Here is a 24,695-nt window from a genome sequence, read left to right on the forward strand (position 1 = left end):
ATCGTCAGTTTAATTCGGCGCGAGGGTCGAAGGCATCGCGAAGACCATCGCCAATGAAGTTGATTGCCAGGACGGCAAGCACCAGAAAGCCGCCGGGAAACAGCCACTGCCAGGGGTATTGTTCGAGCACTGCGGTAGAGCGGGCGGCATTCAGCATGTTGCCCCAGCTTGCCGCCGGCGGCGCAATGCCGAGCCCGAGGAAGGAAAGTCCGGCCTCGAGCAGGATGGCATTGGCGATCTGCAGCGTCGCGAAGACAACGAGGATGTCGATCGAATTCGGCAGGCCGTGGCGGAGGAGGAGATGCGGCAGGCCCGCCCCCATGCCTCTTGCCGCCATCACGAAGTCACGCTCGCGAAGTTCCAGCAGCCGCGCGCGCACCATGCGCGCCAGCAGAGGCCAGGAGAGCAGCGAGATCACGAAGACCGTCGGCCAGATGCCGGTGCCGGCGATCGAGGCGAGCACCAGCAGGAAGATGACCGGCGGCAGCGTCATGACAAGATCGACGAAACGCATGGTGACCGCATCCGCCCAGCGGCCGGCAAGCGCCGAGACGGCGCCGATCAGGAAGCCGATAATGGCGGAAATGACGGTCGAGGTGAGGGCCACCAGCAGCGAGATCCGGCCACCGTCCAGGACGCGGGCGAGGATGTCGCGGCCCACTCCATCGGTGCCGAACCAGTGTGTCGGCCCCGGCTGGGCATTCATCGCCAGCAGATCGATGTCGTTGGGCTTGAAGCTCCACCACAACGGATAGGAAAGGATCGCGACGATCATCAGCGCAATCATGCAGAGGCCGAGCAAGGCGGTCCGGTTGAGCAGGAATCGATGCAGAGAGCGTACGATCGGGCCCGGGCTGCGGGCAGGGCTTCGCGCCAGCATCGCTCAGCCCACCTTGATCCGCGGATCGACCACCGCATAGGCAAGGTCGGTCAGAAGATTGACCACGACGACGCAGGCGCCGATCACCAGCGTCGAACCCATGATGACAGGATAGTCGCGGCCCTCCACGGCATCGACCATGAGCAGGCCCATGCCGGGCCAGTTGAAGACGCTTTCGATGAAGATCGCCCCGCCGATCGCAAGGCCGATGGTCGAGCCGATCAGCGTAATGACGGGAAGCAGCGCATTGCGCAGGGCGTGCTTGGTGATGACCCAGAATTCGAAGACGCCCTTGGCGCGCGCCGTGCGCACATAATCCTGGTTCAGCACCTCCAGCATGGACGCGCGCATATAGCGCATGATCAGCGCTGTCTGCGCGACGGCCAGCAATGTCGCGGGCAGGATCAGGTGATGGAGAAGGTCGGCGACGGAGAATTCCTGGCCCGGCGTCAGCATGCCGCCGGAGGGCATCCAGTTGAAATAGACCGAAAACAGATAGAGACCGACCAGCGCGCTTAAGAAGGGCGGGCTGGAGATGCCGGTGACCGCCAAGACCGACAAGGACAGGTCGGCGATCGAATTGCGGCGAACCGCGCTGACGATGCCGGTCGCGATGCCGGCGATGATCGCGATCGCGATCGCCGATCCCATCAGCAGAACCGTCGGGCCGACCCGCGACAGCACGAGGCCGAGCACCGGCTGGTCGGGCCGCTTGATCGAATAGCCGAGATTTCCCAACAGCGCCTGCCGCAGCCAGGCGACATATTGCACCGGCAGCGGCTGGTCGAGGCCGAGCGTGACCCGCAGTTCCGCAAGATCCGACGCTGACATCGGCACGTTCGGGTCGATATAGGCGTCGATCGGATCGCCGGGGGTAAGGCGCAGCATGACGAAGATCAGCATGCTCAAGGCAAAGAGCATGCCCGCTCCGATCAGCAGCCGCCGGAGACTGTATTGCAGCATGGAAAATCCGTTCCTGTGCGGGCGGACAGGTTCGTCGACCTGGCCGCGCCTGGCTCTATCAGGATGCGTGGCGCCCTATTCGGCGATCGCCCATTTTTCCGGATGCGCCTGGTAAGGGCCGCCGCCGGGAGCAGGCGTCCAGATGAAGTCCTTGAGCTTGGCGGAGGCGACGCCATAACGTTTCGCCACCCACAGCGGACCCCAGGGCAATTCCTTGTTCATCACCTTGCAGACCTCCTGGTAGCGGGCGGAGCGCTTGGCGGCATCCGTCTCGCTCAGCGCCGCGTCGAGCGCGGAGGTCAGCACCGGCATGCGCACGCGGGCGACGTTGGGGCCGGCCGGCGGGATCTGCTTCTCGTTGAGGCCGACATTGATGCTGCCCGGATCCGGGCCGTTCTGCAGGCCAGCGTAGACCATCTGAAACTGCGCGATGTCTGGCGTCGGGTTGAGCACGATGCTGTTATAGGTCGGCGTGTCGACGGCGCGCGGCGTGACGTTGATGCCGACCTGAGCCAGCATCGCCTGGACCGCGGCCATGACATTGGCGGCAAGCGGCGTCGTGTAATAGGTCAGAAGGGTGATCGGCTTATCGCCATTGATCTGATCCCAGCCGGCTTCCTTCAGCAGCTGCCTGGCCTTTTCCGGATCATAGGCATAGGTCTCGATGCCCGCCGGCACCACCTGGTCGGCGATATAGGCGCAGTTTGCCGGTTTGGCGGCGCCGCCGTAAAGGCTCTGGATGATGGCGTCGCGATTGATCGCGTACATCACCGCCTGACGGACCCGGATATCCTTCCAGATCGGCGAGTCGTGGTTGAAGCCGAGATAGTTGACGACGAAGGAGTTGCCCTCGATGACGCGGAAGTCCTTATTGTCGTTGAAGGCCTTAAGATCGTTGGAATCGACATAGGTGAACTGGATTTCGCCGGCGCGCAGTGCGGCGATCGCCGCCGCCGGATTGGCGAAATAGCGGTTGATGATCTTTTCCAAGGCCGGTTTGCCGCCCCGGTAGTCGGTATTGGCGGCAAGTTCAACATATTGATCGGTGACATATTTGCTGAACTTGAACGGTCCGGTGCCGATCGGCGCGGTCGACCACCAGCTGTTCTTGGCGAGCTGGTCTGCGGGGATCTGCGAAAGCGCGTGCTCCGGCAGCATCATCACCTTCGTCAGCGCGTCCATCAGGCTGGCCGACGGGGCCGACAACTTGATGACCAGCGTCTTGTCGTCCTTGGCCTCGGCCGAGGAAACCGCGTTCAGGCGCGCCGCGAGAACCGAGCCGGTCTTGGCGTTCTTGGCAAGCTCGATGGTGAACTTCGCGTCCTTTGCGGTGAAGGGCTTGCCGTCATGCCATTTCGCGTCGGCGAGCTTGAACGTGTAGGTCGTCTGGTCGGGGCTGACCTCATAGGACGAGGCGAGTTGGCCGACGACCTTCTCGAGCTTCTCGTCATAGGTCACCAGCGGCTCGAAGTAGACGCTGAGCCAGGTGAAGCCGCCCGTCGCGGCGAGCGGGTTGAAATTGCCCTGGAAACCGCCGGGCCCGACATCGAAGCCGCCCGACAGCGTCGCTGCCCGCGCCGGGGCGGTGAAGGCAGGGATGGCGGTCGTCGCCATCATCGCAGCAAGCGCGATGGCGGATGATAATCTCAACAGTCCTTTCATTGTGCTCCTCCCACATTGGCACTTTTCTTATTGGCGGCGATCACCCGGGAAATGCCGTGGTAATGGCGGTCCAGGCGCTTCTGTGCTTCCGCGACGTCCCTTGCCTCGATGGCATCGACGATCGCCGCGTGATCCCTCCAGGTCGCGACGGGATCGGCATTGTCGAGGTTGATGAAATCGGACGCCTTGTAGAAGGCGAGCCAGAACACATCGATCAGCCGGGCAAGGGTCTCGTTGTTCTGGCAGCGGAACAGCAGGGTGTGAAAGAGCTGGTCTTCGTCAGCGAAGGATTGACCACGCTCGGCATGGACCCGCATGCGGTCCACGGTGGCGCGCAGCTCGGCGATATCGTCGTCGCCGATCATCTCGACCGTCTTGCCGATCAGGCCGACTTCCAGGGTTCGGCGGATCTCGATCACTTCCTCGATCTGACGCAGCGCGCCGCCGAGGCCATAGGCGAGATTATCGAGCAGCGGTTCGAACGAGAAGGCTTTGACGAAGATGCCGATGCCGCGGCGCGATTCCAGTACGCCCACGGATTCCAGCGCCTTGATGCCCTCGCGCAGTGAATTGCGGCTGACGCCGAGCTGGTTCGCCAGGTCGGATTCGGCCGGAAGCAGCGTACCGGGCTTCAACCCGTTGTCGCTGATATAGGCCCGCAGGCTTTCCTGCACGGAGACGTGGAGAAGAGGCGCGCGGGCGAGGGGCTTCATGGATTTCAGCGACATGCCATTCCCATTGGTCTGCAATGATGAAGATGGCTAAGACATATCCACTTGTAGGATATCCGTCAAATGGATTTGTTTGGGCACGGGAGATCGGCGCCTGGCTGACGTTGCGGCAGAGAAAGGGGATGCGTTTCGGCCAAGGCGCAGCCCGTGCTTCGGTCTGGACCGTGAGAGCGGAATCTATGATGGGCGAAAGCCGGAGAAGCGCCCGGCGAGAGGTCTGGTCAATCGGGTTGCGGGGAGGAGGTCGTTTCCCCTTCCGCAAGCTCGCAGTCGAGCAGAATGGGATGGCCGACGCCGGGCGTCGGTTGCTTGTTCAAGAGAACCGCGACCGCCGCTGCGGCGATCTTCTGAATCGGCTGCCTGACGGTGGTCAGCCGCGGCGTCGTCATGCTCGACAGCGGAATGCCGTCGAAGCCGACGATGGAAAGGGCGGCGGGAACCGGGATTCCCAGATCATGCGCCGCTCTCATGCAGCCGATCGCCTGCTGATCCGAGCTTGCAAAGATGGCGGTCGGGCGTTCGCTGCGCGCCCGCGCCAGCAGATAGTTTCCGGCTGAGCGGCCGCTTTCATAGTCGAAAGCCGCCTCGGCGATCAGTTGCGAGGCCTGAATTTGCCCGTCGTCGCCGGATTGCCCCATCGCCTCAAGGTAACCCTTGAGGCGATCATTGGCAGGCACGGAATGTCTGGGGCCTGAAATGAAGCCGATGCGGCGATGGCCGAGCTTCAAGAGATGTTCGACGCCGAGGCGCACGCCGCTGCGGTGATCGGAGGCGATGCCGGAATATCCCGGCATCAGGCGGTCGACGACGACGATCGGCAGAGCCTTCGGCAGCTTGAGCGTATGGAAATCATTGCTCGGAACGAGAATGATCCCGTCCACCTTCCGGCTTGTCAGCTGCCCGATGCGGTCGGCCTCCTTGGCCGCATCGTCAAACGACGTCATCACGATGATGTTGTAGCCATGACTTGCCGCCGCCTGTTCGGCGGACTGCACGAGTTCGGAGAAGAACGGATTGGTCAGATCCGGAATGACGATGCCGATCAGGCGGCTGACCTTGCTGCGCATGCTTCGCGCCGACGGGTCGGGCATATAGCCGAGGTCGTCGATGATGCGTCTGACGCGTGCCCTTAGCTCATCCGTCACCGAAGGATGGTCGTTCAAGACCCGTGAGACAGTCCCGGTGGAAACGCCGGCAAGCTTGGCAACGTCTCGAATTCCGACTTTTGGCATAATGGAAGAACATGTCCCTTCATCTTCACTTCGGGACCTCCGAGGGCACCCGATCGAGCCTTCAGCTAATGGTCTCCATCGCCTTCGTCAAACGTGATGACATCTCCCATAACATCGGGATGGGCCGCATTCAATGGAAACGGTTCATTGTCGCAACTTGCCGAGAGGAGGGATTAATCCCATTTTCCCCACTTACCTCTGGTTTCCAGCGCCTTGACAATCCGTCGACGCATTGTTACCCGAGTGTCGTTGGAAACGGTTCATCTGCGAAGGCACTCAGGTGAGGATAGGCCCGGAACCGTTCGGAGGAGAGAAATGTCCCATTCTACAAAGCGTGATTCCGTCCTGATGAATGCGCCGCGCCGTGCGGCACTGAAGCTTGGCCTTGCCGGCACCCTGGTGCTCGCCTTGTCTTGCGGCGTGTCGCCCGCTTTTGCGGCCGGCAAGCCCAAGGTCGGCCTGATCATGAAGTCTCTGTCCAATGAGTTCTTCAAGCAGATGAAGGCCGGTGCCGATAAGTATGCGGCTGAGAACAAGGACAAGTTCGAGTTCAAGGCGGTCGGCATGAAGGACGAGCGCGATTTTGCCGCTCAGGTCGATGCCGTCGAGAACTTCGTGACGCAGAAATACGACATCATCGTCGTTGCCCCGGCCGATTCGAAGGCGATGGCAACGCCGCTTGCAAAGGCGGTCAAGGCGGGCGTCAAGGTCATCAACATCGATGTGCCGCTCGATGCCGATGCCAAGAAGGCCGCCGGTATCGACCTGGCATTCTTCGGCCCGGACAATCGCGAAGGCGCCAAGCTCGCCGGCGATGCGCTGGCCAAGGATCTGGGCGCTGGTGCGAAGGTTGTCATCCTCGAGGGCAATCCCGAGGCCGACAATGCCAAGGAACGCAAGGAAGGCTTCATGGACTCCGTCAAGTCGGGCAAGCTCGAGCTGCTCGACAGCAAGACCGCCCATTGGGAGACGGAAGAAGCCAACACCGTCATGACCAATTTCCTGACGAAGTATAAGGATATTCAGGGCGTGATGGCCGCCAACGACTCGATGGCGCTGGGCGTCGTCAAGGCGCTCGATGCAACCGGCCAGGCCGGCAAGATCAAGGTCGTCGGCTTCGACAACATCCCGCCGGTGCAGCCGCTGATCAAGGATGGTAAGATGCTTGCCACCGTCGAACAGTATGGCGCGCAGATGGCGGTCATGGGCATCGACTACGGTATGCGCGAACTTGCCGGCGAGAAATTCACCGGCTGGGTCAAGACCGACATCAAGCTCGTCACCGCCGGCGACCTCAAATAATCGGGTTGCCGATTTAAGGCCACAGGAAGCGCCGGCTGCCAAGCCGGCGCTGACCGCTGCCAGCCGATTTGCGTCTTGTGCGGAGGGTGGCCATCTCGAATTTCAACGGATCGTGCACGAGGTGGACGTGTCAGACGCAGCAGACGACTACATCTTGAAGCTGGAGGGGATCGGCAAGCGTTTCCCGGGCGTCGTGGCGCTCAGAAATGTTTCCATGCGGATCGGCCGTGGCAAGGGCCACGTTCTCCTCGGCGAGAATGGCGCAGGCAAGTCGACCTTGATCAACCTGCTGGGCGGCGTCTTCAAGCCGGATGACGGGCACATTTCTTTCGACGGCAAGCCTTATCATCCGGGCTCGCCGCTGGAAGCCTTCCAGGCGGGCATTCGCGTCATCCACCAGGAACTCCATCCCCTTTCCAATCTCACCGTCGCCGAAAACCTGCTTTTCGAGCATCTTCCGCGCCGATACGGCCTGGTGGACTACCGGAAAATGAACAGCCGCGCGGCTGAACTGCTGGCAGAAGTCGGCCTCGACGTGGCGCCGACGACGCTTGCCAGCCGCCTCAGCGTCGCGCAGCTGCAACTGCTCGAGATCGCCAAGGCGCTCTGCTATGAAAGCAAGCTGCTCGTCCTCGACGAGCCGACGGCAACCTTGACCTCCAAGGAAGTCGACCGGCTGTTCGAGATCCTGAAGCGGCTGAAGGCGCGGGGCGTGACGACGCTTTATATATCCCATCGGCTCGAGGAGATCTTCGAAGTCGGAGACGACGTCACGGTGCTGCGCGACGGCCAGCGTGTCATTACGAGGCCGCTCTCCGGATTGGCGATCCCCGATATCGTCGAGCTGATGGTCGGACGAACGCTTTCGGATCATGGTATCTTTCGCAGCGACAGCGCCGTGTTCGGCGAGGCGCTTGGCGTCTCCGGCCTGAAGGTGACACGCAACAGCCCGGAACTGTCGTTCTCCGTCGCCAAGGGAGAAATCGTCGGCATCGCCGGTCTTGTCGGCAGCGGCCGAACGGAAGCGGTGCGCGCCATATTCGGCGCCGACGCCAAGGCCGGCGGCGACATCCGCGTTGACGGCGAGCCGGTCGAGATCAAGTCGCCAAAGGATGCGGTTGCCGCCGGCCTGTGCCTGGCGACGGAAGACCGCAAGCTGCAGGGTCTGATGCTCGACATGAGCTGCGCGCAAAACGCCACCGTCACCGATTTCAGCAAGATCTCCCGTAACGGGCTAATCAGGCGGAAGGTGGAGAACGAGCACGCGCAGCGTCTCGTGCGCGAGCTGCGCATCAAAACCCCGTCGATCCATCAGCTGGTCAGGACGTTTTCCGGCGGCAATCAGCAGAAGGTGGTGATCGCCAAATGGCTTTTTCGCGGCCCCAAAGTGCTGATTTTCGATGAGCCGACCCGCGGCATCGATGTTGGCGCCAAGGCGGAGATCTACGAACTTCTCTGGAAGTTCGCCGCTGAAGGAAAGGGCGTTCTCGTCGTCTCCTCGGACCTGCCGGAGCTCATCGGCATCTGCCATCGCATCATCGTCCTGTCGGACGGCAAGATCGCCGGCGAAATAGCGCGGGATCAATTCGAGGAGAGCAGGATCCTCTCACTCGCTTACAAGGAGTACAGTCGTGTCCGGCAACATTGAAACCAAGGTCGAAGCGCAAGAAACAGGCTTCTGGGACAAGCTCATCCGGATCTCGATGAAAGAGGCAGGCGTTGCCGTCGCCCTCGTCCTGATCCTGATATTCTTCTCGGCAACGGCGCCCTATTTCGCGACGCCGGAGAATTTCCTGAAGATCTTCGTGCAGATCGCCATCAACACGGTCCTCGCCTCGGGCATGACCTTCGTCATCCTGGTCGGCGGCATCGACCTTTCGGTCGGCTCGCTGCTCGCCCTTTGCACGGTTATCGGCGCGACGATCATGATCGACCCGAGGCTGTCCCCTTGGGCTGCGATCGTGCTGGCGTCGCTCGCCTCGATGGGTACCGGTGCGATCCTTGGCGCCATTAACGGATGGGTCTGCGAAAAGTGGAAGCTTCCGTCCTTCATCGTCACGCTCGGCATGCTGAATGTCGCAAGCGGCCTGGCGCGCGTGGTCAGCGATAACTCCACCATCACCGGCCTGCCGCAGCCCTTCGTCGATTTCGGCAATCTGATCTTCTGGGGCATCTTCCCGTCGATCTTCCTGATTGCGATAGTCGTCGTCCTCGTCGGCTGGTTCGTGCTGCGTTATACGGTTTTCGGCCGTTTCGTCTTCGCGATCGGCACCAATGAAGAGGCTGTGCGGCTGTCGGGACATGAGCCGAAGCGCTACAAGATCGCGGTGTTCACGATCTCGGGCCTCACCGCCGGCATTGCCGCCATGGTCTATCTGCTGCGCCTTAATGTCGGCAGTCCGGTTGCCGGCATAGGCTATGAATTGAACGCGATCGCCGCGGTCATCATCGGCGGAACCAGCCTCTCGGGCGGCAAGGGCTCGATCGTCGGAACGCTTGTCGGTGCCTGCATTCTGCAGGTGCTGTCGACGGGATTGCAGCTGCTGGGGGCCGACGACAACATCAAGCCGATCGTCATCGGCGCCGTCATCGTGCTTGCGGTTATTCTGGATAGCTATCGCGGGCGGTTGATGCGGATACTCGAAACGCGATGACCGATCGCAAGGCGTTGGCCTTTGAGGATCTTCTTTAGACGGCCTGCGAAATTGAGGCAGGCCGTCAAACTCCTGCCACATGCCCTGCATTAATTCGACGTGACTGCGTATTCCTTAGATCGAAATTGATTTAAGGATAAATTCTGCAGTCGGTCAAAGCGTTGCCGCACCCTTGGCGCGTCTGAGAAGATGCGCGGCGTTGCAGCGACCGCGTCGATGGAGATCGGATGCCCGCAATCCTGCGAAAGAAAGCTCATGGCGTCTCTACGCGGGCACAAGTCATCGACGGGGCAGACGATATCGGCGTCGCCTATCAGGTGTTTTCCGATACGGTGGTCGAAGACGTCATCGTCAAGAACTCACCGCGTGGGTTCAAGTTTCACAATGGCAACAACCTGGTCGTCAGGCGCTGCGAAACGGAGAATGTTAAGGGCGACGGCATCTATCTGACGAAGACGTCGAATGTGCTTCTGGAAAACAACCGGATGGGAGAGGCACCGGGTGAGGGGGCGGATTGCTGTCAGTTCGCCTATCAGAACAGCGACGACAATATCAGTTCGGACGTCGTGATCCGCGGCAACCTCTTCCTGCAGTCGCCGACGAGCACCTCGAACAAGGGCGCGCTGGTCTGCGACAAAACCCGGAAATATCTCGTCGAGTACAATTTCATCGGCGGCAAGAACTTCTCCTTTTCATCGATCGGCGACGATGCCGTGGTGCGCAGCAACATCATGCGTGACGGCAGGATGAACGACTATTCCTTCGGCTACGGCATCGGCGACAAGGCTGATCATGCCGGCCATCACGTCTATGACAATTGGATCGAGAACAACAATCGCGGGATCAGTCTGAGCGGCTTTTCCGACCAGGAGCTGGCCTTTCGCAAGGACATCGACATCCACGACAACGTCATCAGCGGATGCGACATCGCCTTCTTCGCCAATCGTCAGTGGTCGGGGAGCGTCCGGCGCAATATCTTCATGCGATGCGGGCAGGACATGGTTCTGTCGGGAAAGGGCAAAGCAACCGCCGGCGAGATCGACGGCAATTATCATAATGACGGCAGCTTCTTGAACCTTGTGGCGCCGCCGCTCCGTTTCAACTCCGACGGCAAGGCCTCCGTCGCTTCGGGGGAATGGACATCCGAGCCCGATGAGATCGTCATCCAGTGGCGTGACAAAGGACTGGATATCCCAGGCGCTAATCGGCCATCCATCACTGTCGAGCCCGGCATGGAATTGTCTTGCGTGCTGTTGGCCCGCAAGGGCCGCAACTGGATGCTGGCGATCGCCGAAACCGCCTATGATGCGTTCACGCCGCGCGCATGGGAGGAAAAAAAGCTGCCCTGGCAGAAGCGGTATCTCTCGATCTGAACCAAATGCTGTCGGTCATGCCGGGCCCGGAACCAAAGCGCGGTTTTTGCCGTTGATTGCCATGTCCCATCGTGTGCGAGAGGGAAGCATGGCACGCCAGACATTCTGGAAAGGGTATCTCAAGCTCTCGCTCGTCACCGCCTCCGTCTCGTTGACGCCGGCGACGACCGACAGCAACAAGGTGCGTTTCCACGTTCTCAATCGCCAGACGAAAAACCGCGTCGAAAGCCGTTATGTCGACAGCGTGACCCATAAGCCGGTCGCCGACACGGACCAGGTGAAGGGCTATCCGCGCGGCGAGGACGATTATGTTCTTCTCGAGGACGAGGAGATCGAGGAAGTGGGGCTCGAAAGCACCCGCACCATCGATATCGACAGTTTCGTTCCGCGCGGCTCGATCGATTGGATCTGGTACGACAAACCGCATTTCCTGGCGCCGGGAGACAAGGTCGGCGTGGAAGCCTTCTGCGTCATCCGCGAAGCGATGAAAGCGAATGACGTGGTCGGCATTGCCCGCCTGGTTCTCTATCGCCGCGAGCGCGCCGTGCTGTTGGAGCCGCAAGGCAAAGGCATCGTTCTGTGGACCCTGCGTTATGGCGACGAGGTGCGCCGACCCTCGGCCGAAATCGACGACAAGGCAAGGATCGACAGCAAGCTTTTGGCGCTGATGAAGCGGCTGGTGAAGGAAGAGACGAAGGATTGGAGCCCGACCATGGTGCAGGACCCGATCCAGAAGCAGCTGAAATCGATGATCCGCGGCAAGCAGAAGAGCCTGAAGAAGGCGGCGCCCGCCAAAAGGCCCGCACCATTGAAATCGAGCGGCAACGTCATCAATATCATGGATGCGTTGAAGAAGAGCCTGACAGCGGAAGGCGGGCGGAAGTCGCGTTAGAGCTTCGGAAAGGCTTCGTCTACCGCTTCTTCTTTTCCAACGGTTTCGCCGCGGCGAAAAATCCGTCCCAGGGATCACGCGGCAGCGCGTCGAGCCGGGTCGGCGCATTGTCCACCGTGAAATAGGCCGGTCCGACCTCGATGGTGAGTTCGCTCCATTCCAGCGGCATCGAGACCGCCGCACCCGGCCGTGCCCGTGCCGAATAGGGCGCGACCGCCGTATTCCCGCGGCCGTTGCGGAGATAGTCGATGAAGATCCTCCCCGTGCGCTTGGCCTTCGTCGCCGTCGCCAGATAACGGTCCGGACGGTCGGCGGACATGCTGTCGGCAAGCCATTTGGCGAAACCCTTCACCTCGGCCCAGCCGGCCTTCGGCGTGAGCGGCGTCACCACATGCAGCCCCTTGCCGCCCGAGGTCTTGACGAAGGCGGCGAGGCCTTCGGCCTCCAGCCGCTCCTTCAATTCGTAAGCGGCGGCGATCACATCTGCCCACGCCACCTCGTCATCGGGATCGAGGTCCATGGTGATCATATCGGGCTTTTCCCAATTGTCGGTCGAAGCACCCCAGGGGTGGATTTCAAGCACGGCCGATTGCACCAGGGCCACGATGCCGTCGAAATCGGTTATCCGCAGCAGCTTCTCCCCCTGCTTGTCCTTGGGGTCGGTGATCTCCTCGATATGCGGATTCATGCCTTTCCAGGCATGTTTCTGGAAAAAGCGCTGCCGGCCGTTGATTCCGTCCGGCAGGCGCAGAAGCGCCAAGGGGCGGTTGACGACATAGGGCGCCATGAAGCGCCAGACCTGGGCATAATAATTCGCCAGCCCCTCTTTGGTAACACCCTCGTCCGGCCAATAGATGCGGTCGGGATGGGTGAGTGTCACTGCCGATTTCGGCAGGAGAGGCGCTGTGGTCTTTTCCATCTCGCGTGTCACGTCCTTGGCAGGTTTGTCTTCGCGCAGGCCGCGAAAGGCCGCATGGCGCAGATTGCCGTCGGCCGACCAGGCTCGGAACTCGACCTCGCCGACCAGCTGCGGCTTGACATAGATCAGCCCGCGCCGCTCCTCTGACGTCAGCTTGTCGTCGAATGAATTCTCGTTCTGCGTCAGACGCGACAGTTTCTCATAGAGCATCTGTGCGGTTGCCGCCGTATATCCGGTGCCGACGCGCCCGACATACTTGAGTTCACCGCCTTGGTAATAGCCCACCGCCAGTGAGCCGATCGCATTCTTCATCGATGTCGACGGCACGTAGCCGCCGATGACGAATTCCTGCCGGTGCGAGCATTTCGATTTGATCCAATCACCTTTGCGTCCCGACCTGTATTTGCTATCGCGCAGTTTGGAAATCATCCCTTCGAGGCTGAGCCGACAGGCATGGTCGAGCACGAGGCCGCCGCTTTCGTTGAAATGCGCGCTGTAACGCAGCTTGTCGTTATCGTCGGGCAGCAGGCTTTCGAGCAGCTGCTTGCGATCGATGAGCGCCACATCGACGAGGTTGTAGCCGTCGAAGTGGAGAAGATCGAAGGCATAGAAGACGAAGCGATCGTTGCGGCCCTCGCTCAGATCGTGCTGAAGTGCCGAGAAGTTCGAGGCGCCGGTATCGCGCTCGACGACGATTTCGCCATCGATCGCCGCCGATTGCACCGGCAGGGCGGCAAAGGCCTCTAGCACCTCGCGGCCGAATTTCTCCGTCCAGTCGAGGCCGCTGCGGGTCAACATTCTGATCTTGCCGTTCTCGACTCTGACCTGCAGCCGGTAGCCGTCAAACTTGATTTCGTGAATCCAGCGGTCACCCGCCGGCGGCTTCGGCTTCAGCTTGGCAAGCGCCGGTTCGATGAAATCGGGCATTGCGCCCTTGCGCGCACCCTTCGGCCAGTCGCGTTCTCGTGGTGCCGGGGATCTGGCCTTTGCTGCCGGTCTTTTGGCGGCAACCGCCTTGCCGTCTTTCGATTTGGGAGCGAGTTTGAAATTGCGCTTCGCCTGACAGGTTTCGAGGGCCATCTCAGCCTGCCTTCTTGCTTTGGCTGTCGCTGCGCGCCGGCGCCTTCTTCGCCGCCGTGCCGCTCATCTTGGCGCTCTGGCGCAGCGCCTCCATCAGGTCGACGACCTTGCCTTCGGGCGCCGGTTTCTTCTTCGGCGGCGCCCGGCCCTCGATCTTTGCCTTCACCAGTTCGACGAGGGCCGCTTCGTAACGGTCCTCGTAGGCGCTGGGATCGAAGCTCCCGTGCTTGGTCTCGATGATGTGCCCGGCGAGCTCGAGCATCTCCTTGTCGAACTTGATGTCGGGAATGTCTCTGAAGACCGCCTCGGCTGAGCGCACCTCATAGTCGAAATTCAGCATGGTCGCGACGATGTGGCCGTCATGAGGCCGGATCAGCAGCGTTCGGTTGCGCTGGAAAAGTACGGCTTCGGCGAGCGCCGCGACCTTGCTGTCGCGCATGCCGCGGACGATCAGCGACAGCGCTTCTTCATCATGTTCGTCGACGGGCGCGAGGTAATAGGGACGGTCGAAATAGAGCTTGTCGATACCGTCATAGGCAATGAAAGCCTTGACGTTGAGCACCTTGTCGCTTTCCGGCATGATCTCGGCGATCTCGTCGCCTTCGATGACGATGTAATCGCCATTCTCCATCCGGTAGCCCTTGACCTGATCGTCCCGGCCGACTGGCTTGCCGGTCTCGCTGTCGACGAATTGCCGTTCCACCCGGTGGCCGGTCCTGCGGTTGACGATGTTGAAGGAAACGCGATCGGAGGAGGAAATGGCGGTATAGAGCCCGACTGCGCAAGCAAGGTCGCCTACCTTCAAATGACCCTTCCAGCTTGCCCGGGCGGCCATTCCATCCTCCGTTGCAAATCAGAGCCGACTGCTGCTCTTGTCGGTTTCGAGCTCCTGGAACGCCCAGCCGCCGTCGGGTGCAGGATAGGCGAGCAACGCGTCGCCGTCGCCGATTTTCTGACGTGACGCAGCATCCTTGGCGTGGACAATCGCTTCCTCAGCCGTCGCATAGGTTTCCGACAGCGTATCGCCGAGCTTGTAAGCCCAGCCATTGTCGTGCGGCACGACCTCATAGGTGATATCGGCCATTTCGGATCTCCTCTTTTCAGTTCGACTGGGAGTATGATGTCGGCCGAAAACTGCGCATAGTTTTCGGCATCATGCTCTAGTTCCGATTTGGTTTGCGCCTTTCGTCGAGCGCGATGATTTTCTCGAGCGAAGCGATATCCTCGCTGGTGACGACGGGAACCGGATCGGCCGCGATCGCCTCCAGCACCTCCTGCGAGATCGCGCCGTTGCGGATCGCCCATTCCAGCGTCTCGCGCGTTTCCCGCTCGGCCTTGAGCTGTGCATAGAGTGCGACGATCAGCCGGTCGCGGGCGTCCATCCGCCGGCCCCGACGATCCATGCTGCGGACATGCGGCATCGCTCTGCACCTTTGTCACTGATTTCGTTCAGGTGTAGTCAACTGATGACGGATGGAAAGGTTCCGTTACCAGTCATTACACCGCCGTTGCGGGCCGAGGCGCAACTCGCTATTTCTGCGAGGCTACTGTCAGAGGATTTTTCATGGCCGATCTCAAGGCACGCCCCCGTCCGACCGGCGCTACCGCCACCCTCGGCCGCACCGGCTTTCCGCATGTCACGTCCACGACCAAGGGTGAGATCGATATCGTCACTGCGCCGTCGCAGCCGGGCTTCAGCCCGCTCGATCTGCTCTATGCCTCGCTCTCGGCCTGTCTCGTGCTCAGCGCCCGCATTGCAGCCAGTCAGATGGGGGTTCTCGACAGGATCAGCGAGGTCACTGCTGACGTCACCGGCGAGAAGGCGGCGGAAGGCCTCTCACGTGTTGCGAAATTCAACATCGTCTTCTCGATCAAGGGCGATATCGACGAAGAGACCCGCCGCAAGATCGTCGATGCCGCCGAAGACGAGATCTGCACGGTCAGCAACACCATCCGCGGCACTCCCGAATTCTCGACCCTGATATCGAAACAAGTCTGATCTTCATAAGAACTATAGACAATTATGGCCCGGAGGATTGCGCGAGTCATGTCCGGCTTCTATGCTCGGGGCATCGAAGCAACGGTATCGGCCATCATGCAGCCCAAGTCTCTGTCGATGTCCGACCAGCCCGTCGTCGCCATCATCGGCGGTGGCGTCTCCGGCGCGGGCGTCGCCTATCATCTCGCCCGTGCAAACGGTGGCGAGCGTCCCGTCATCGTGGTCTTCGAGCCGCGGGCGGAACTCGGCCGTGGTCTTGCCTATGACACGGACGACCCGGCCCATCGCATCAATGTTCCCGCCGCCAAGATGAGCCTGCAGCCCGACGATCAGGGTGAGTTCCAGACGTGGATCGAGGCGCGCGATGCCGTCGCTTGCGACCCGCAGGCAAGACGGCCCGATGGCCTGCTCTTTCCCCGGCGCCGGCTCTTCGGCGATTATGTCGCCTCGCTTCTGAAGCCGCTGCTGGAAGACGGCCGCGTGCGTCATTGCCGCGCCGCCGTGACCCATGTCGAGCGCCGCGCCGGCCGCTGGTCGATCCGCGACGATAAGGGCGGCGTGATGCTGGCCGATATCGTCGCGATTGCCACCAGCCATCCGCCGCCAGCGGCTCCCGGCCGGCTTGCAACTCGGCTTGCCGCCCATCCTCGTTTCGTCGCGGACACCACGAAACCAGCTGCGCTTGAGGTGATCCGTCCCCAGGACCGCGTGCTCGTCATCGGCAATGGCTTGACTGCCGCCGATGTCATTGCCTCGCTCGCTGAACGCGGGCATCGCGGTCCGGTGACGGCAATCTCCCGCCGCGGTCTGCGCTCGCGCGGGCATGCACCGGTGCCGCAGCCGCTCTTCGGCGATTTCCTCTGCGACGCGGCCCATTCTGCCGTTTCGCTGCTGGCAGGAATCCGCGCCGCCATCAGCGCCGCGGAGGCGCAGGGCATAAGCTGGCATGGCGTGATCGATCAGGTGCGGGCGCAGGGACACGATCTGTGGCAGGCGCTGCCGGTTGCCGAGCGGCGCCGTCTCGTCCGCCATCTGCGTCCCTTTTGGGACGTGCATCGGTTCCGCATCGCGCCGCAGGTGGAAGCCGTGCTCGACGTGGCGATCTCTGCCGGCCGCCTCGAAATCCTTGCCGGCTCCGTGGCCGATGCGCGCATCGAAGGCGAACGCATTGCGTGCACCCTGCAGCCGCGCCACCGGCGCCAGCCGTTGGAGCGCAGCTACGACGCCGTCGTCGTCACCACAGGACCGGCCCATGGCGGCATTCTCGAAACTCAGCCCTGGCTCGCTGCACTTGCCGCAGACGGCCACTTGTCGCTTGATCCCACAGGCCTCGGTCTTGCCTGCACCGAGCAGTCGGAGGCGATCGGCCCATCGGGAAAGGCGGAGCCTTCGTTACTGATCTCCGGTCCGCTGGCGCGCGGCACCTTCGGCGAGCTGATGGGGCTGCCGCAGGTGACCGAGCATGCCTTCTTTGTTGCAAGTGAAATCGCCGCAAAGCTGCAGTCGGTCATGACAAAGACGAGCCCTGCCTGATTTCCCGCTGCGATGTCGTTCTTTGACTGTCCACTTCGATCGGCTTCTGCTACCCAGTTGGCAGTCAGGGCCCGCCGTCAGCTTCGGGCATTCAGAATTCCGAGATCATGTCGCAGACCGCTTCCACACTTTCCGAAGCCTCGCCTTCCACTCGCCTTGCCCTGGCGGCGCTCGTTTTCGGCGGGGCGGCGATCGGCGGTTCGCCGATCTTCGTTCGCCTGTCAGAGGTCGGGCCGATGGCCACTGCCTTCTGGCGTGTGGCGCTGGCGCTGATCCCGATCTTCATCGTCTCGCTCATGAAGAAGGATAGGGGGCCGAAGCCGCAAAGCCTTTCCGATTATGGCCTGCTGGTTCTTCCGGGCCTCATGCTGGCGCTCGACCTCGCCGCTTGGCATCTTTCGCTCACCATGACATCGGTCGCCAACGCGACGCTGCTTGCAAACCTCGCGCCTGTTTTCGTCACGCTGATCGCCGTCCTGTTTTTTAAGGCGCGAACCAGCGGCGTTTTCCTGCTGGGGCTGGTCTTGGCGCTCGCCGGTGTCGTTATCTTGAAAGGCGGACCGGCAGGGCTCGGCAATGGCAATTTGAGTGGCGACGGCGCCGCGATGATCGCCGCCTTCTTCTATGCCTGCTATATCCTGGCGATCGGCAGGCTGCGCAGCCGGTTCGATACGATCCGCATCATGCTGTGGAGCACGGCATCGGCTGCCGTCTGCACCTTCCCGATAGCCTTCTTCTTCGAAGGGCAGATGCTGCCGGCGACCCTCTACGGCTGGTCGATCCTCTTCGGCCTCGCCTTTGTCAGCCATGCCGGCGGGCAGGTGGCGATCACCTATGCGCTGGCCTATCTGCCGCCCGCCTTTTCATCGCTGACGCTGCTGCTGCAGCCGGTCGTCGCTGCAATTCTCGCCTGGGCGCTGCTCGACGAGGCGATCGGCACGATGCAGGCGCTGGGCGCCGCGGTGGTGCTCGCCGGCATCATGGTTGCCCGAACGTCTCGCTCGTCGGCTTGACTGCTTGCTGCTCCAGCGGCGGTCGATCATCGGCCATTCTCTGGAGCAGCCACTTCTGAATGATCGGCACATCGGCGTCACCAAGATCGTGGCCGCCGGGGATGACGTCGGAATCGACGGTGGCCCCCGAACTCTTCAGCCTCTCTTCGAGCTCGCTCGCATATTTGCCGTAGGCATCCGTCTTGCCGCTGATGACGAGCAGGTCCGTGCCTTTCAGATCTGCATGCGGATAGTCGCTGAGCACAGGCATGGAGCGCAGCAGCACCGCCTTGTGCACAAGATTCGGGTGCAGGTAGAGCAGCGAGTTCAGGAGGTTGGCGCCGTTGGAATAGCCGACATAGACGATCTTCTTGGGATCGAGGCCGTAGGATTTGACGGCGCCTTCGATGAAGGCCGCAAAGGCTTCGGCCTCGGTCCTGATGTCGTTCTGGTCGAAGGAGAAGGGGGTGATTCGCTTGTACCAGCGCGGAAAACCCTCTTCCGTCGCACGGCCTCGCACGCCGAGCAGCGTTGCGCGCGGCGCCGCCTTGTTGAGGAGCGGCATCAGCGTCGTCTCATTGCCGCCGGAGCCGTGCAGGAGCACGAAGACACTGCCATCGGGATTCGGCGGTGTATAGAAGCGATGGACGAACGGCAGCTCGCGGTAATTGATGCGCGGCTGGCCGGGCATCGAAAATTGCGGCAGAATCACCTTCAGCTCGTTGAGGTTGGTGATGGCGTCGGGAGGCGCGAAGAGCTTGGTGCCGAGCGCGGCGTGCTGTTCGTCGACGGCCATGCCCGGCTTATCGGTCGCAAGCTCCACCAGCGTGCCACCCGGCTCCCGGGCATAGAGCGAGCGGAAATATTTGCGGTCATGCATGTTGGTCGGCGATGCATCGGCCGCCTCCAAAGCCTTGGATACCGAACGCAGCGTCTCCTCGTCCGGAGCGCGGAAGGCGACGTGATCGACGGTGCCGGTGCCCGGCGCACCGGACCAGAAGCCGCGCGCGTCGCGCACGTCGATAACGTCGCCGGACTGAGAAACCAGCCTGTCGATGGTGCCGCGGTTGGCCTGGAAGCGGTAACCGAAATGGCGCTCGAGGAAGCCGCGGCTTTCGGCCGGCTTCTCCGTCAGCATGGTTGCGCCGCGCACGCGCTGGACGGCGTGTTCGACCCGGATCGAAGCGCCGTCCCAGGCGGCCGGCGATGTGAGGTTCTTGGCGCCGGCGAGCTTGAGGATGATATTGTCGGGATCTTTCAGCCGGAGCACAGGCTCGCCGAATTCGTCGGCTGGCCCCTCCGTGCGCAGGCCAAAGCTCATGGCGCGCGTCAGCCAGTAGCCGATGCTCGCCGGATCGATCGCCAGCGAAATTTCGCTGATCTGGCCGTAACCCGCCCGGCCGGGCGCGCCATCTTCCCAGACGAGGAAGCTGACGAGCGAACCCGGCGTGCCTGCCGAATCGCCGTAGAAGAGATGGAGCTGCGTCGCATCCTCGTAGCCGGCCGTCTGCTTGACGAGCCGCATGCCGAGAAAGCCGGCGTAAAAATCTACGTTCGCCTGCACTTTTCGGGTGATGGCCGTAACGTGATGTATGCCTGATACCATGGAGAGCAGTCCTGATTGAAGCGTCGTCAGGAGCGCGAGTATGAGAGCTGCGAAAGTCATACCGTTGCCAATGACCACCGCTTAGTTTTGTTCCGCACAAAGCGCAAGCGAATCGCCGCGCTGCAACAATTCCAAATGATCGACATCTTCGAGCGCCTCTTCCAGTTGCTGCAGGGTCGGCGGCTTGACCATATAGGCGCGCGCGCCGAGATTTCTGGCTCGCTGCATGTCGGTCTCGTCGCTCGAGGTGCTGAGAATGCAGACGGGAATTCGTTTGAGACGCGCATCGGCCGAAAGCGCGTTCAGCACCTCGAAACCGTCCATGATTGGCATGTTGATGTCGAGCAGCATCAGGTCGATCTGCGGCACGTCGGCGATGTCGGCACGCTCTTCGAGCAGCCGCATCGCCTCGCGCCCATTGGTGGCGACATGCAGGTTGAAGGTCACCTTCTCGCGCCGCATCAGCTTTATCTTCAGAATCTGGATGTCGGCGGGGCTGTCTTCGACCAGCAGCACTTCGGCAAGCCTGCCGGAACCTTCGCCCGGCTGCTCCGCCGGCTTCAGGCTGGGCGGAACGGTTGATGCGGTGGGCGGCGCGGGCCGCGCCTCGGCGAGCGGTATCTCGACGATGAAGGTGGCGCCGGGTCGCTTGTCCGGTTCGCACCAGATCGAGCCGCCATGCAGCTGCGCGATGCGGCGGCAGATCGCAAGGCCGAGCCCGGTGCCCTCAATACCCCGGCCGACGAGCCGTTTGAACGGCTGGAAGATCAGCTCGCGGTGCTGGGGGTCGATGCCCGGTCCGTTGTCACGCACCGCAAGGCGGCAGCTATCCCCATGCGCTTCGCCCGAGATTTGGACCTCCGGAACTTTTTGATCGCAATAGCGGATGGCATTCGACACCAGGTTCTGCAGAAGCTGGGCGAGCAACGTCGCATCGCCCATCACCTCCGGTAGCGGCCCGCGGACGATGACGGCCCCGCGGCTCTCAATCTGCTGGCGCAGATTGTCCTCCACCTGATTGAGCACATCCGACAGCGAGACCGGCGTCAGCTGCGGCCCGCCATAGGCTTCGAGCTTGGTGAAGTTCGAGACCTTGACGATCAGGTCTTCCATATGGTCGGCGGCGCTCAAGACATAATCGAGCAGCTCGCGGTCTTCGGCCGGAAGCACTGCAGAACCGTGCAGGATCCGGCTGAAGGACTTGATCGTCCTCAGCGGCTCCTTCAGATCATGCGCCATCGCGCGTGTGAAGATTTCAAGCGATTGCCGCTTCTGCTCCAGCTGGGCTTCCAGCATGCCATGCATGATGGCGTTCTGGATGCAGCGATGCAGCGTTTCGGGTGAAAGTGAATCCTTGGTGAGATAGTCGCGCGCGCCGCTCTTCATCACCTCGACGGCGACGGTCTCGCTGCCTTGGCCGGTCAGCATGATGACGTTTGCGGCGGGATCATCCTCCAATAAATCGGCAAGAACGCCGAGCCCGTCGCGTCCCGGCAGCGAATAATCGAGCAGGATGCAGTTCGGCCGTTTCCGGCTGTTCAGCGCAAGGCCCTCTTCACCCGTCTCCGCTTCGAGGACGGTATAGGCCGTGCTGGAGACGCGGCCCAGGATGCGGCGATAGACCTCGCGGTCGTCGATGTTGTCGTCGATGATGAGAATGCAGCAGTCTTCCGCCAAACTGTCAGTCCTCGAGCGGCAGGATCGCGATTTCGAACCAGTATTCCTTCAGCCGCTGGATCGCCGCGAAGAGGCCGTCGAGATCGACCGGCTTCTGCACATAGGTGTTGGCGCCGAGCGCGTAGCAGCCTTCGATGTCGCGTTCGTCGTCTGATGTCGTCAGGATCACCACCGGGATCTTGCGCCAGCCGTCGTTCGATTTGATCGCCTGCAGCGTCTTGCGGCCGTCGAGGCCCGGCATGTTGAGATCGAGCAGGATCAGGCCTGGTTTCGGCGCCATCGAGGCGAGCATGTCGAGCGCTTCCTGGCCCGATGCCGCCCATCGGATCGAATTGCGCAGGTTGGTGCGCTTGAAGGCGCGCATCGTCGCTTCGAAATCGTCTTCACTGTCTTCGACGATCAGGATCGGTTGCGTGTCACGCTGCTGCATTCTGCCCCTCGCGCTTTCTTCCCAGGGTGAAATAGAACGTGGTGCCGACGCCGACTTCGGACTCCAGCCAGATATCGCCGTTGTGCCGCGCGATGATCTTGCGGACGAAGGTGAGGCCTGCTCCCGTCCCGTCGTCGGAATCCTGCGACTTTTCGAGCCGTTTGAAAATGCGGAAAATGTCCTCATGGAATTCCTGGGGTATCCCCTTGCCGTTATCCCTAACGAAAAACACGTTGCGGGCAACCGTGCCGTCCTTGCCGACGAACCGCTCGAGATAGCCGATCGAGACCAGCGGCGCCGGCTTGTCGTTGTATTTGATCGCATTGGTGATGAGATTGCGGAACACTTCCGTCAGCCGCGGCGCGTCGCAGACCACATCCGGCAGCCGACCGTCGATGACGACCCGGGCATGCCGCTCCTCCAGGAGAAGCTCCATTGTCGCGACCACATCCTTGACGATCAGACCGATATCGGCGCGTTTGACCGCAAGCTGCTGTCGCCCGAGCCTGGAGAAGTAGAGCAGGTCGTTGACAAGTTTCTCCATGCGCTGGCTGAGACGCACGAGCCGATTCAGCCGCCGCACGCCGTCGTCGTCGAGCTTGTCCTCATAGTCTTCGAGGAGAAAGCGGGAATGGTTGTGCAGGCCTCGCAGCGGTTCTTTCAAATCATGCGAGGCGATATAGGCGAATTCATCGAGGTCGTGGTTGCTGCGCTCGAGCTCGGCCGTATAGGCCTCGAGCTGGGCAAGCGTGGTTTTCATCCGCTCCTCCTGCCGCGCGCGCTCGCTGATGTCGCGAACGATACCGACGAAGGTCTTGGTCTCGCCGCTGACGACGACGCTGATGGACACCTCGATCGGAAAGACGATGCCGCTCTTGCGCCGCCCGGAAACCATGCGCGTCGTGCCGATGATGCGTTCCTCCCCGGTCTGCCGGTAATGAGCAAGGTAGCCGTCGTGCTCGGAATGATAGGGTTCGGGCATCAGCATCTTGATGTTCCGGCCGATCGTTTCCTGCGGAGCGTAGCCGAACATGCTCTCGGCCGCCGGATTGAAACTCTTGATCGTTCCGCGCCCGTCGATGACGATGACGGCGTCGGGCGTGCTGCGCACCAGCGCGCCGAAACGGATGCGTTCGGCTTCCAGATTTTGGTTGTTGCGCAGGAAATAGTAGACGAGGATGGCGATCAGCCAGAGCGTGGCGGCGGTGATCGTGCGGTTGGCGATCTCCTGCCAGAACGACGCCTCGTCGTGCCTGACGGCGAAGAAGCCGAGCATCAGCAGCACGGTGCAGGTAAAGGCGAAGAAGAGCGGCGCATTCCTGTTGCCGAACCAGAGGGCCGTCAGCACCAGCGGCACGTAGAGAATGCCGTTGGCAAGGCCGAGCGGCGTATAGAGATCGACGAGAAGGGCGGTAAAGCAGACCGCCGCCGGGATCCAGAGCGGGATCTGTGCACGGTTTGCCGGCTGCATCCACCAGGAGCGGGCAACAAGGCCGCAGCCGAAGACCACCATGCCGATCGCCGTATGCAGCGCCATCGCCGCATAAGGTCCCCAGCGATAGCCCTGTTCGGCATCGGTGACATAGCCGGCGAGCGCGATCATGCCGAGCGTGATGACGACGTAGCTGGTCAGCTCCTGCACCACCTGGCTCTTCGACGTTTCCAGGTGGAGGGAGAGCAGCAGCGAAAGGTTGGCGATCAGGAAGATCAGCGCCGTGTTGGGGCCCATGCCACCGCCGATCGCAGCGATAAAGTCAGGCGGAACGAGCAGCTGCGAGATCAGCAGGTCGATATTGTGGAAATGCCGCCCGAACGTGGCGATTTCCACGAGCCGGGCGGCCGCGATCGCCGCCGCCAGCCCCGCCATGACCGTCGCCGCTATGCGAAAGCGGCGGCCGGCCAGCATCGAGGCGGCAAGCCCGACGCCGGAAAGCACGAAGCCCAGCGCGGTGTTGAAGGCCATCGACGGAAAGCCGGGGATCAGCGAAATAACGATCGCGATCTGCAACAGCCAGCCGGCCAAGGTGCTGACACCGAGAAGCAACAGCAGGCAGCCGACCGCAATCGCGAAGGCACGGTAGCGCCATCGCCTACGCTGGTCCTGCAGGTCCACGTTGCCCTTATCCTGCACCCGTGTATCCTCTCTCGGTTCGCGCGGCCATTTTTTCCGAAATCGAGGAATACTCAATAGGCAGCGGACGCCGCCGCTGCGCTTTTTCCGAAATGATTTTTCGATCGGACAGATCGAATTTTCGTAAAATCGCGATATCGTGACGTCGAAGGACAACGAGGTTCATTCGAACAATACCCAAATCACGGTGCCGGATGCCTACGATAGTTTACGTCGACGACAGCAGGGATGATCTCTTCTATCTCGACTATATCCGCAAGAAGCAGCAGATAGACGTCGATCTATTCTGTTTTTCGACGGCAGAGACGGCGCTGGAGGCGCTGAAGCAGCGCGTCGCCGAAGGCTGGGCTCCGCCGGAACTGCTGGTCGCCGATCTCTATATGCCCCTCGACAGCGGCATCGGCTTGGTAAGCAGGCTGCGCGGGGATGATCGTTTCAGAACCATGCGTCTCGCCATCTGCAGTGGATCGGATGCCGACGAGGATCGCGCGCGGGCGTTCGAAGCCGGTGCCGATCTTTACCTTGAGAAGCCGCTTGACCTCGCCGCGATCCTTCTCAATCTGGAAGTGTAGGAAACAGCGGGAATCGGATGGTGCGTTTCCTGGCGTTCGTCCGGGCGAACTGACAAACCGCAATTGA

The 24,695-nt window shown here is 61.6% G+C and carries 22 protein-coding genes; 9 read left to right on the plus strand and 13 right to left on the minus strand.

Translation table 11 applies throughout. The annotated features are described in order from the left end of the window. Positions 1 to 4: 4 nt before the first annotated feature. The 5 genes from RHE_RS03070 to RHE_RS03090 form a co-directional block, all read right to left on the minus strand. Positions 5 to 880 carry an ABC transporter permease gene (locus RHE_RS03070; RefSeq protein WP_011423972.1) on the minus strand — a complete coding sequence of 292 codons (876 nt, stop codon included), beginning with the start codon at positions 878 to 880 and terminating at the stop codon, positions 5 to 7. A 3-nt stretch (positions 881 to 883) separates the two neighbouring features. Next, on the minus strand, positions 884 to 1,843 hold the full coding sequence (locus RHE_RS03075) for an ABC transporter permease (protein ID WP_011423973.1): 960 nt from the start codon (positions 1,841 to 1,843) through the stop codon (positions 884 to 886). 75 nt (positions 1,844 to 1,918) lie between these two features. Continuing rightward, positions 1,919 to 3,505, minus strand: coding sequence for an ABC transporter substrate-binding protein (locus tag RHE_RS03080; RefSeq protein ID WP_011423974.1), 1,587 nt, complete (start codon positions 3,503 to 3,505; stop codon positions 1,919 to 1,921). Then, complete coding sequence (locus RHE_RS03085; protein WP_011423975.1) at positions 3,502 to 4,233, minus strand: FadR/GntR family transcriptional regulator; 732 nt, start codon at positions 4,231 to 4,233, stop codon at positions 3,502 to 3,504. Before RHE_RS03085 ends, RHE_RS03080 begins: the two co-directional genes overlap by 4 nt. A gap of 224 nt (positions 4,234 to 4,457) precedes the next feature. Then, positions 4,458 to 5,468, minus strand: a complete 1,011-nt coding sequence (locus tag RHE_RS03090; RefSeq protein ID WP_011423976.1) for a LacI family DNA-binding transcriptional regulator — start codon at positions 5,466 to 5,468, stop codon at positions 4,458 to 4,460. A gap of 315 nt (positions 5,469 to 5,783) precedes the next feature. Between RHE_RS03090 and RHE_RS03095 the strand changes: the two genes are divergently transcribed. The 5 genes from RHE_RS03095 (at position 5,784) to ku (RHE_RS03115) (ending at position 11,689) form a co-directional block, all read left to right on the plus strand. Beyond that, complete coding sequence (locus RHE_RS03095) at positions 5,784 to 6,770, plus strand: sugar ABC transporter substrate-binding protein (RefSeq protein ID WP_011423977.1); 987 nt, start codon at positions 5,784 to 5,786, stop codon at positions 6,768 to 6,770. A gap of 127 nt (positions 6,771 to 6,897) precedes the next feature. After that, positions 6,898 to 8,418, plus strand: a complete 1,521-nt coding sequence (locus RHE_RS03100; protein WP_042119158.1) for a sugar ABC transporter ATP-binding protein — start codon at positions 6,898 to 6,900, stop codon at positions 8,416 to 8,418. After that, positions 8,402 to 9,424: an ABC transporter permease gene (locus tag RHE_RS03105; RefSeq protein WP_041678543.1), complete on the plus strand. Its 1,023-nt coding sequence runs from the start codon at positions 8,402 to 8,404 to the stop codon at positions 9,422 to 9,424. The genes RHE_RS03100 and RHE_RS03105 overlap by 17 nt, the downstream gene beginning before the upstream one ends. Before the next feature lie 227 nt (positions 9,425 to 9,651). Next, positions 9,652 to 10,797 (plus strand): right-handed parallel beta-helix repeat-containing protein, encoded by a 1,146-nt coding sequence (locus tag RHE_RS03110; protein WP_011423980.1) that lies wholly within the window; start codon positions 9,652 to 9,654, stop codon positions 10,795 to 10,797. Positions 10,798 to 10,885: 88 nt separating this feature from the next. Then, entirely contained in the window at positions 10,886 to 11,689 is an 804-nt protein-coding gene (gene ku, locus RHE_RS03115; RefSeq protein WP_011423981.1) for a non-homologous end joining protein Ku, read from the plus strand. A gap of 19 nt (positions 11,690 to 11,708) precedes the next feature. Here the strand turns inward: ku (RHE_RS03115) and ligD are convergent, their stop codons facing one another. The 4 genes from ligD to RHE_RS03135 all read right to left on the minus strand — a co-directional run bounded on the left by ligD (position 11,709) and on the right by RHE_RS03135 (position 15,109). Further along, positions 11,709 to 13,688 (minus strand): DNA ligase D, encoded by a 1,980-nt coding sequence (ligD, locus tag RHE_RS03120; RefSeq protein ID WP_011423982.1) that lies wholly within the window; start codon positions 13,686 to 13,688, stop codon positions 11,709 to 11,711. A gap of 1 nt (position 13,689) precedes the next feature. Then, positions 13,690 to 14,523 carry a non-homologous end joining protein Ku gene (ku, locus tag RHE_RS03125; RefSeq protein WP_011423983.1) on the minus strand — a complete coding sequence of 278 codons (834 nt, stop codon included), beginning with the start codon at positions 14,521 to 14,523 and terminating at the stop codon, positions 13,690 to 13,692. A gap of 18 nt (positions 14,524 to 14,541) precedes the next feature. Then, positions 14,542 to 14,772 (minus strand): DUF2188 domain-containing protein, encoded by a 231-nt coding sequence (locus RHE_RS03130; RefSeq protein WP_020920363.1) that lies wholly within the window; start codon positions 14,770 to 14,772, stop codon positions 14,542 to 14,544. Positions 14,773 to 14,848: 76 nt separating this feature from the next. Further along, positions 14,849 to 15,109 (minus strand): hypothetical protein, encoded by a 261-nt coding sequence (locus tag RHE_RS03135; protein WP_011423984.1) that lies wholly within the window; start codon positions 15,107 to 15,109, stop codon positions 14,849 to 14,851. A gap of 143 nt (positions 15,110 to 15,252) precedes the next feature. Between RHE_RS03135 and RHE_RS03140 the strand changes: the two genes are divergently transcribed. The 3 genes from RHE_RS03140 (at position 15,253) to RHE_RS03150 (ending at position 18,233) form a co-directional block, all read left to right on the plus strand. Continuing rightward, entirely contained in the window at positions 15,253 to 15,687 is a 435-nt protein-coding gene (locus tag RHE_RS03140) for an OsmC family protein (protein WP_011423985.1), read from the plus strand. Between the two features lie 48 nt (positions 15,688 to 15,735). Next, complete coding sequence (locus RHE_RS03145) at positions 15,736 to 17,220, plus strand: FAD/NAD(P)-binding protein (RefSeq protein WP_011423986.1); 1,485 nt, start codon at positions 15,736 to 15,738, stop codon at positions 17,218 to 17,220. 107 nt (positions 17,221 to 17,327) lie between these two features. Then, a complete protein-coding gene (locus tag RHE_RS03150) occupies positions 17,328 to 18,233 on the plus strand; it encodes a DMT family transporter (RefSeq protein ID WP_011423987.1) in 906 nt (301 codons plus the stop codon). Here RHE_RS03150 and RHE_RS03155 read toward each other — a convergent pair. The 4 genes from RHE_RS03155 to RHE_RS03170 are packed head-to-tail and all read right to left on the minus strand — an operon-like array spanning position 18,199 to position 24,056. Then, positions 18,199 to 19,878 (minus strand): VOC family protein, encoded by a 1,680-nt coding sequence (locus tag RHE_RS03155; protein ID WP_187331714.1) that lies wholly within the window; start codon positions 19,876 to 19,878, stop codon positions 18,199 to 18,201. The genes RHE_RS03150 and RHE_RS03155 overlap by 35 nt on opposite strands. A 21-nt stretch (positions 19,879 to 19,899) precedes the next feature. Further along, complete coding sequence (locus RHE_RS03160; protein ID WP_011423989.1) at positions 19,900 to 21,495, minus strand: response regulator; 1,596 nt, start codon at positions 21,493 to 21,495, stop codon at positions 19,900 to 19,902. 4 nt (positions 21,496 to 21,499) lie between these two features. Continuing rightward, positions 21,500 to 21,925, minus strand: coding sequence for a response regulator (locus RHE_RS03165; RefSeq protein ID WP_011423990.1), 426 nt, complete (start codon positions 21,923 to 21,925; stop codon positions 21,500 to 21,502). Then, positions 21,912 to 24,056 carry a sensor histidine kinase gene (locus tag RHE_RS03170; protein WP_042117875.1) on the minus strand — a complete coding sequence of 715 codons (2,145 nt, stop codon included), beginning with the start codon at positions 24,054 to 24,056 and terminating at the stop codon, positions 21,912 to 21,914. The genes RHE_RS03165 and RHE_RS03170 overlap by 14 nt, the downstream gene beginning before the upstream one ends. A gap of 194 nt (positions 24,057 to 24,250) precedes the next feature. Here RHE_RS03170 and RHE_RS03175 point away from each other — a divergent pair, with 194 nt between their 5' ends. Beyond that, positions 24,251 to 24,628 (plus strand): response regulator, encoded by a 378-nt coding sequence (locus tag RHE_RS03175; protein WP_011423992.1) that lies wholly within the window; start codon positions 24,251 to 24,253, stop codon positions 24,626 to 24,628. Positions 24,629 to 24,695 lie beyond the last annotated feature (67 nt).

It is taken from the genome of Rhizobium etli CFN 42, from assembly GCF_000092045.1.
GTDB lineage: Bacteria > Pseudomonadota > Alphaproteobacteria > Rhizobiales > Rhizobiaceae > Rhizobium > Rhizobium etli.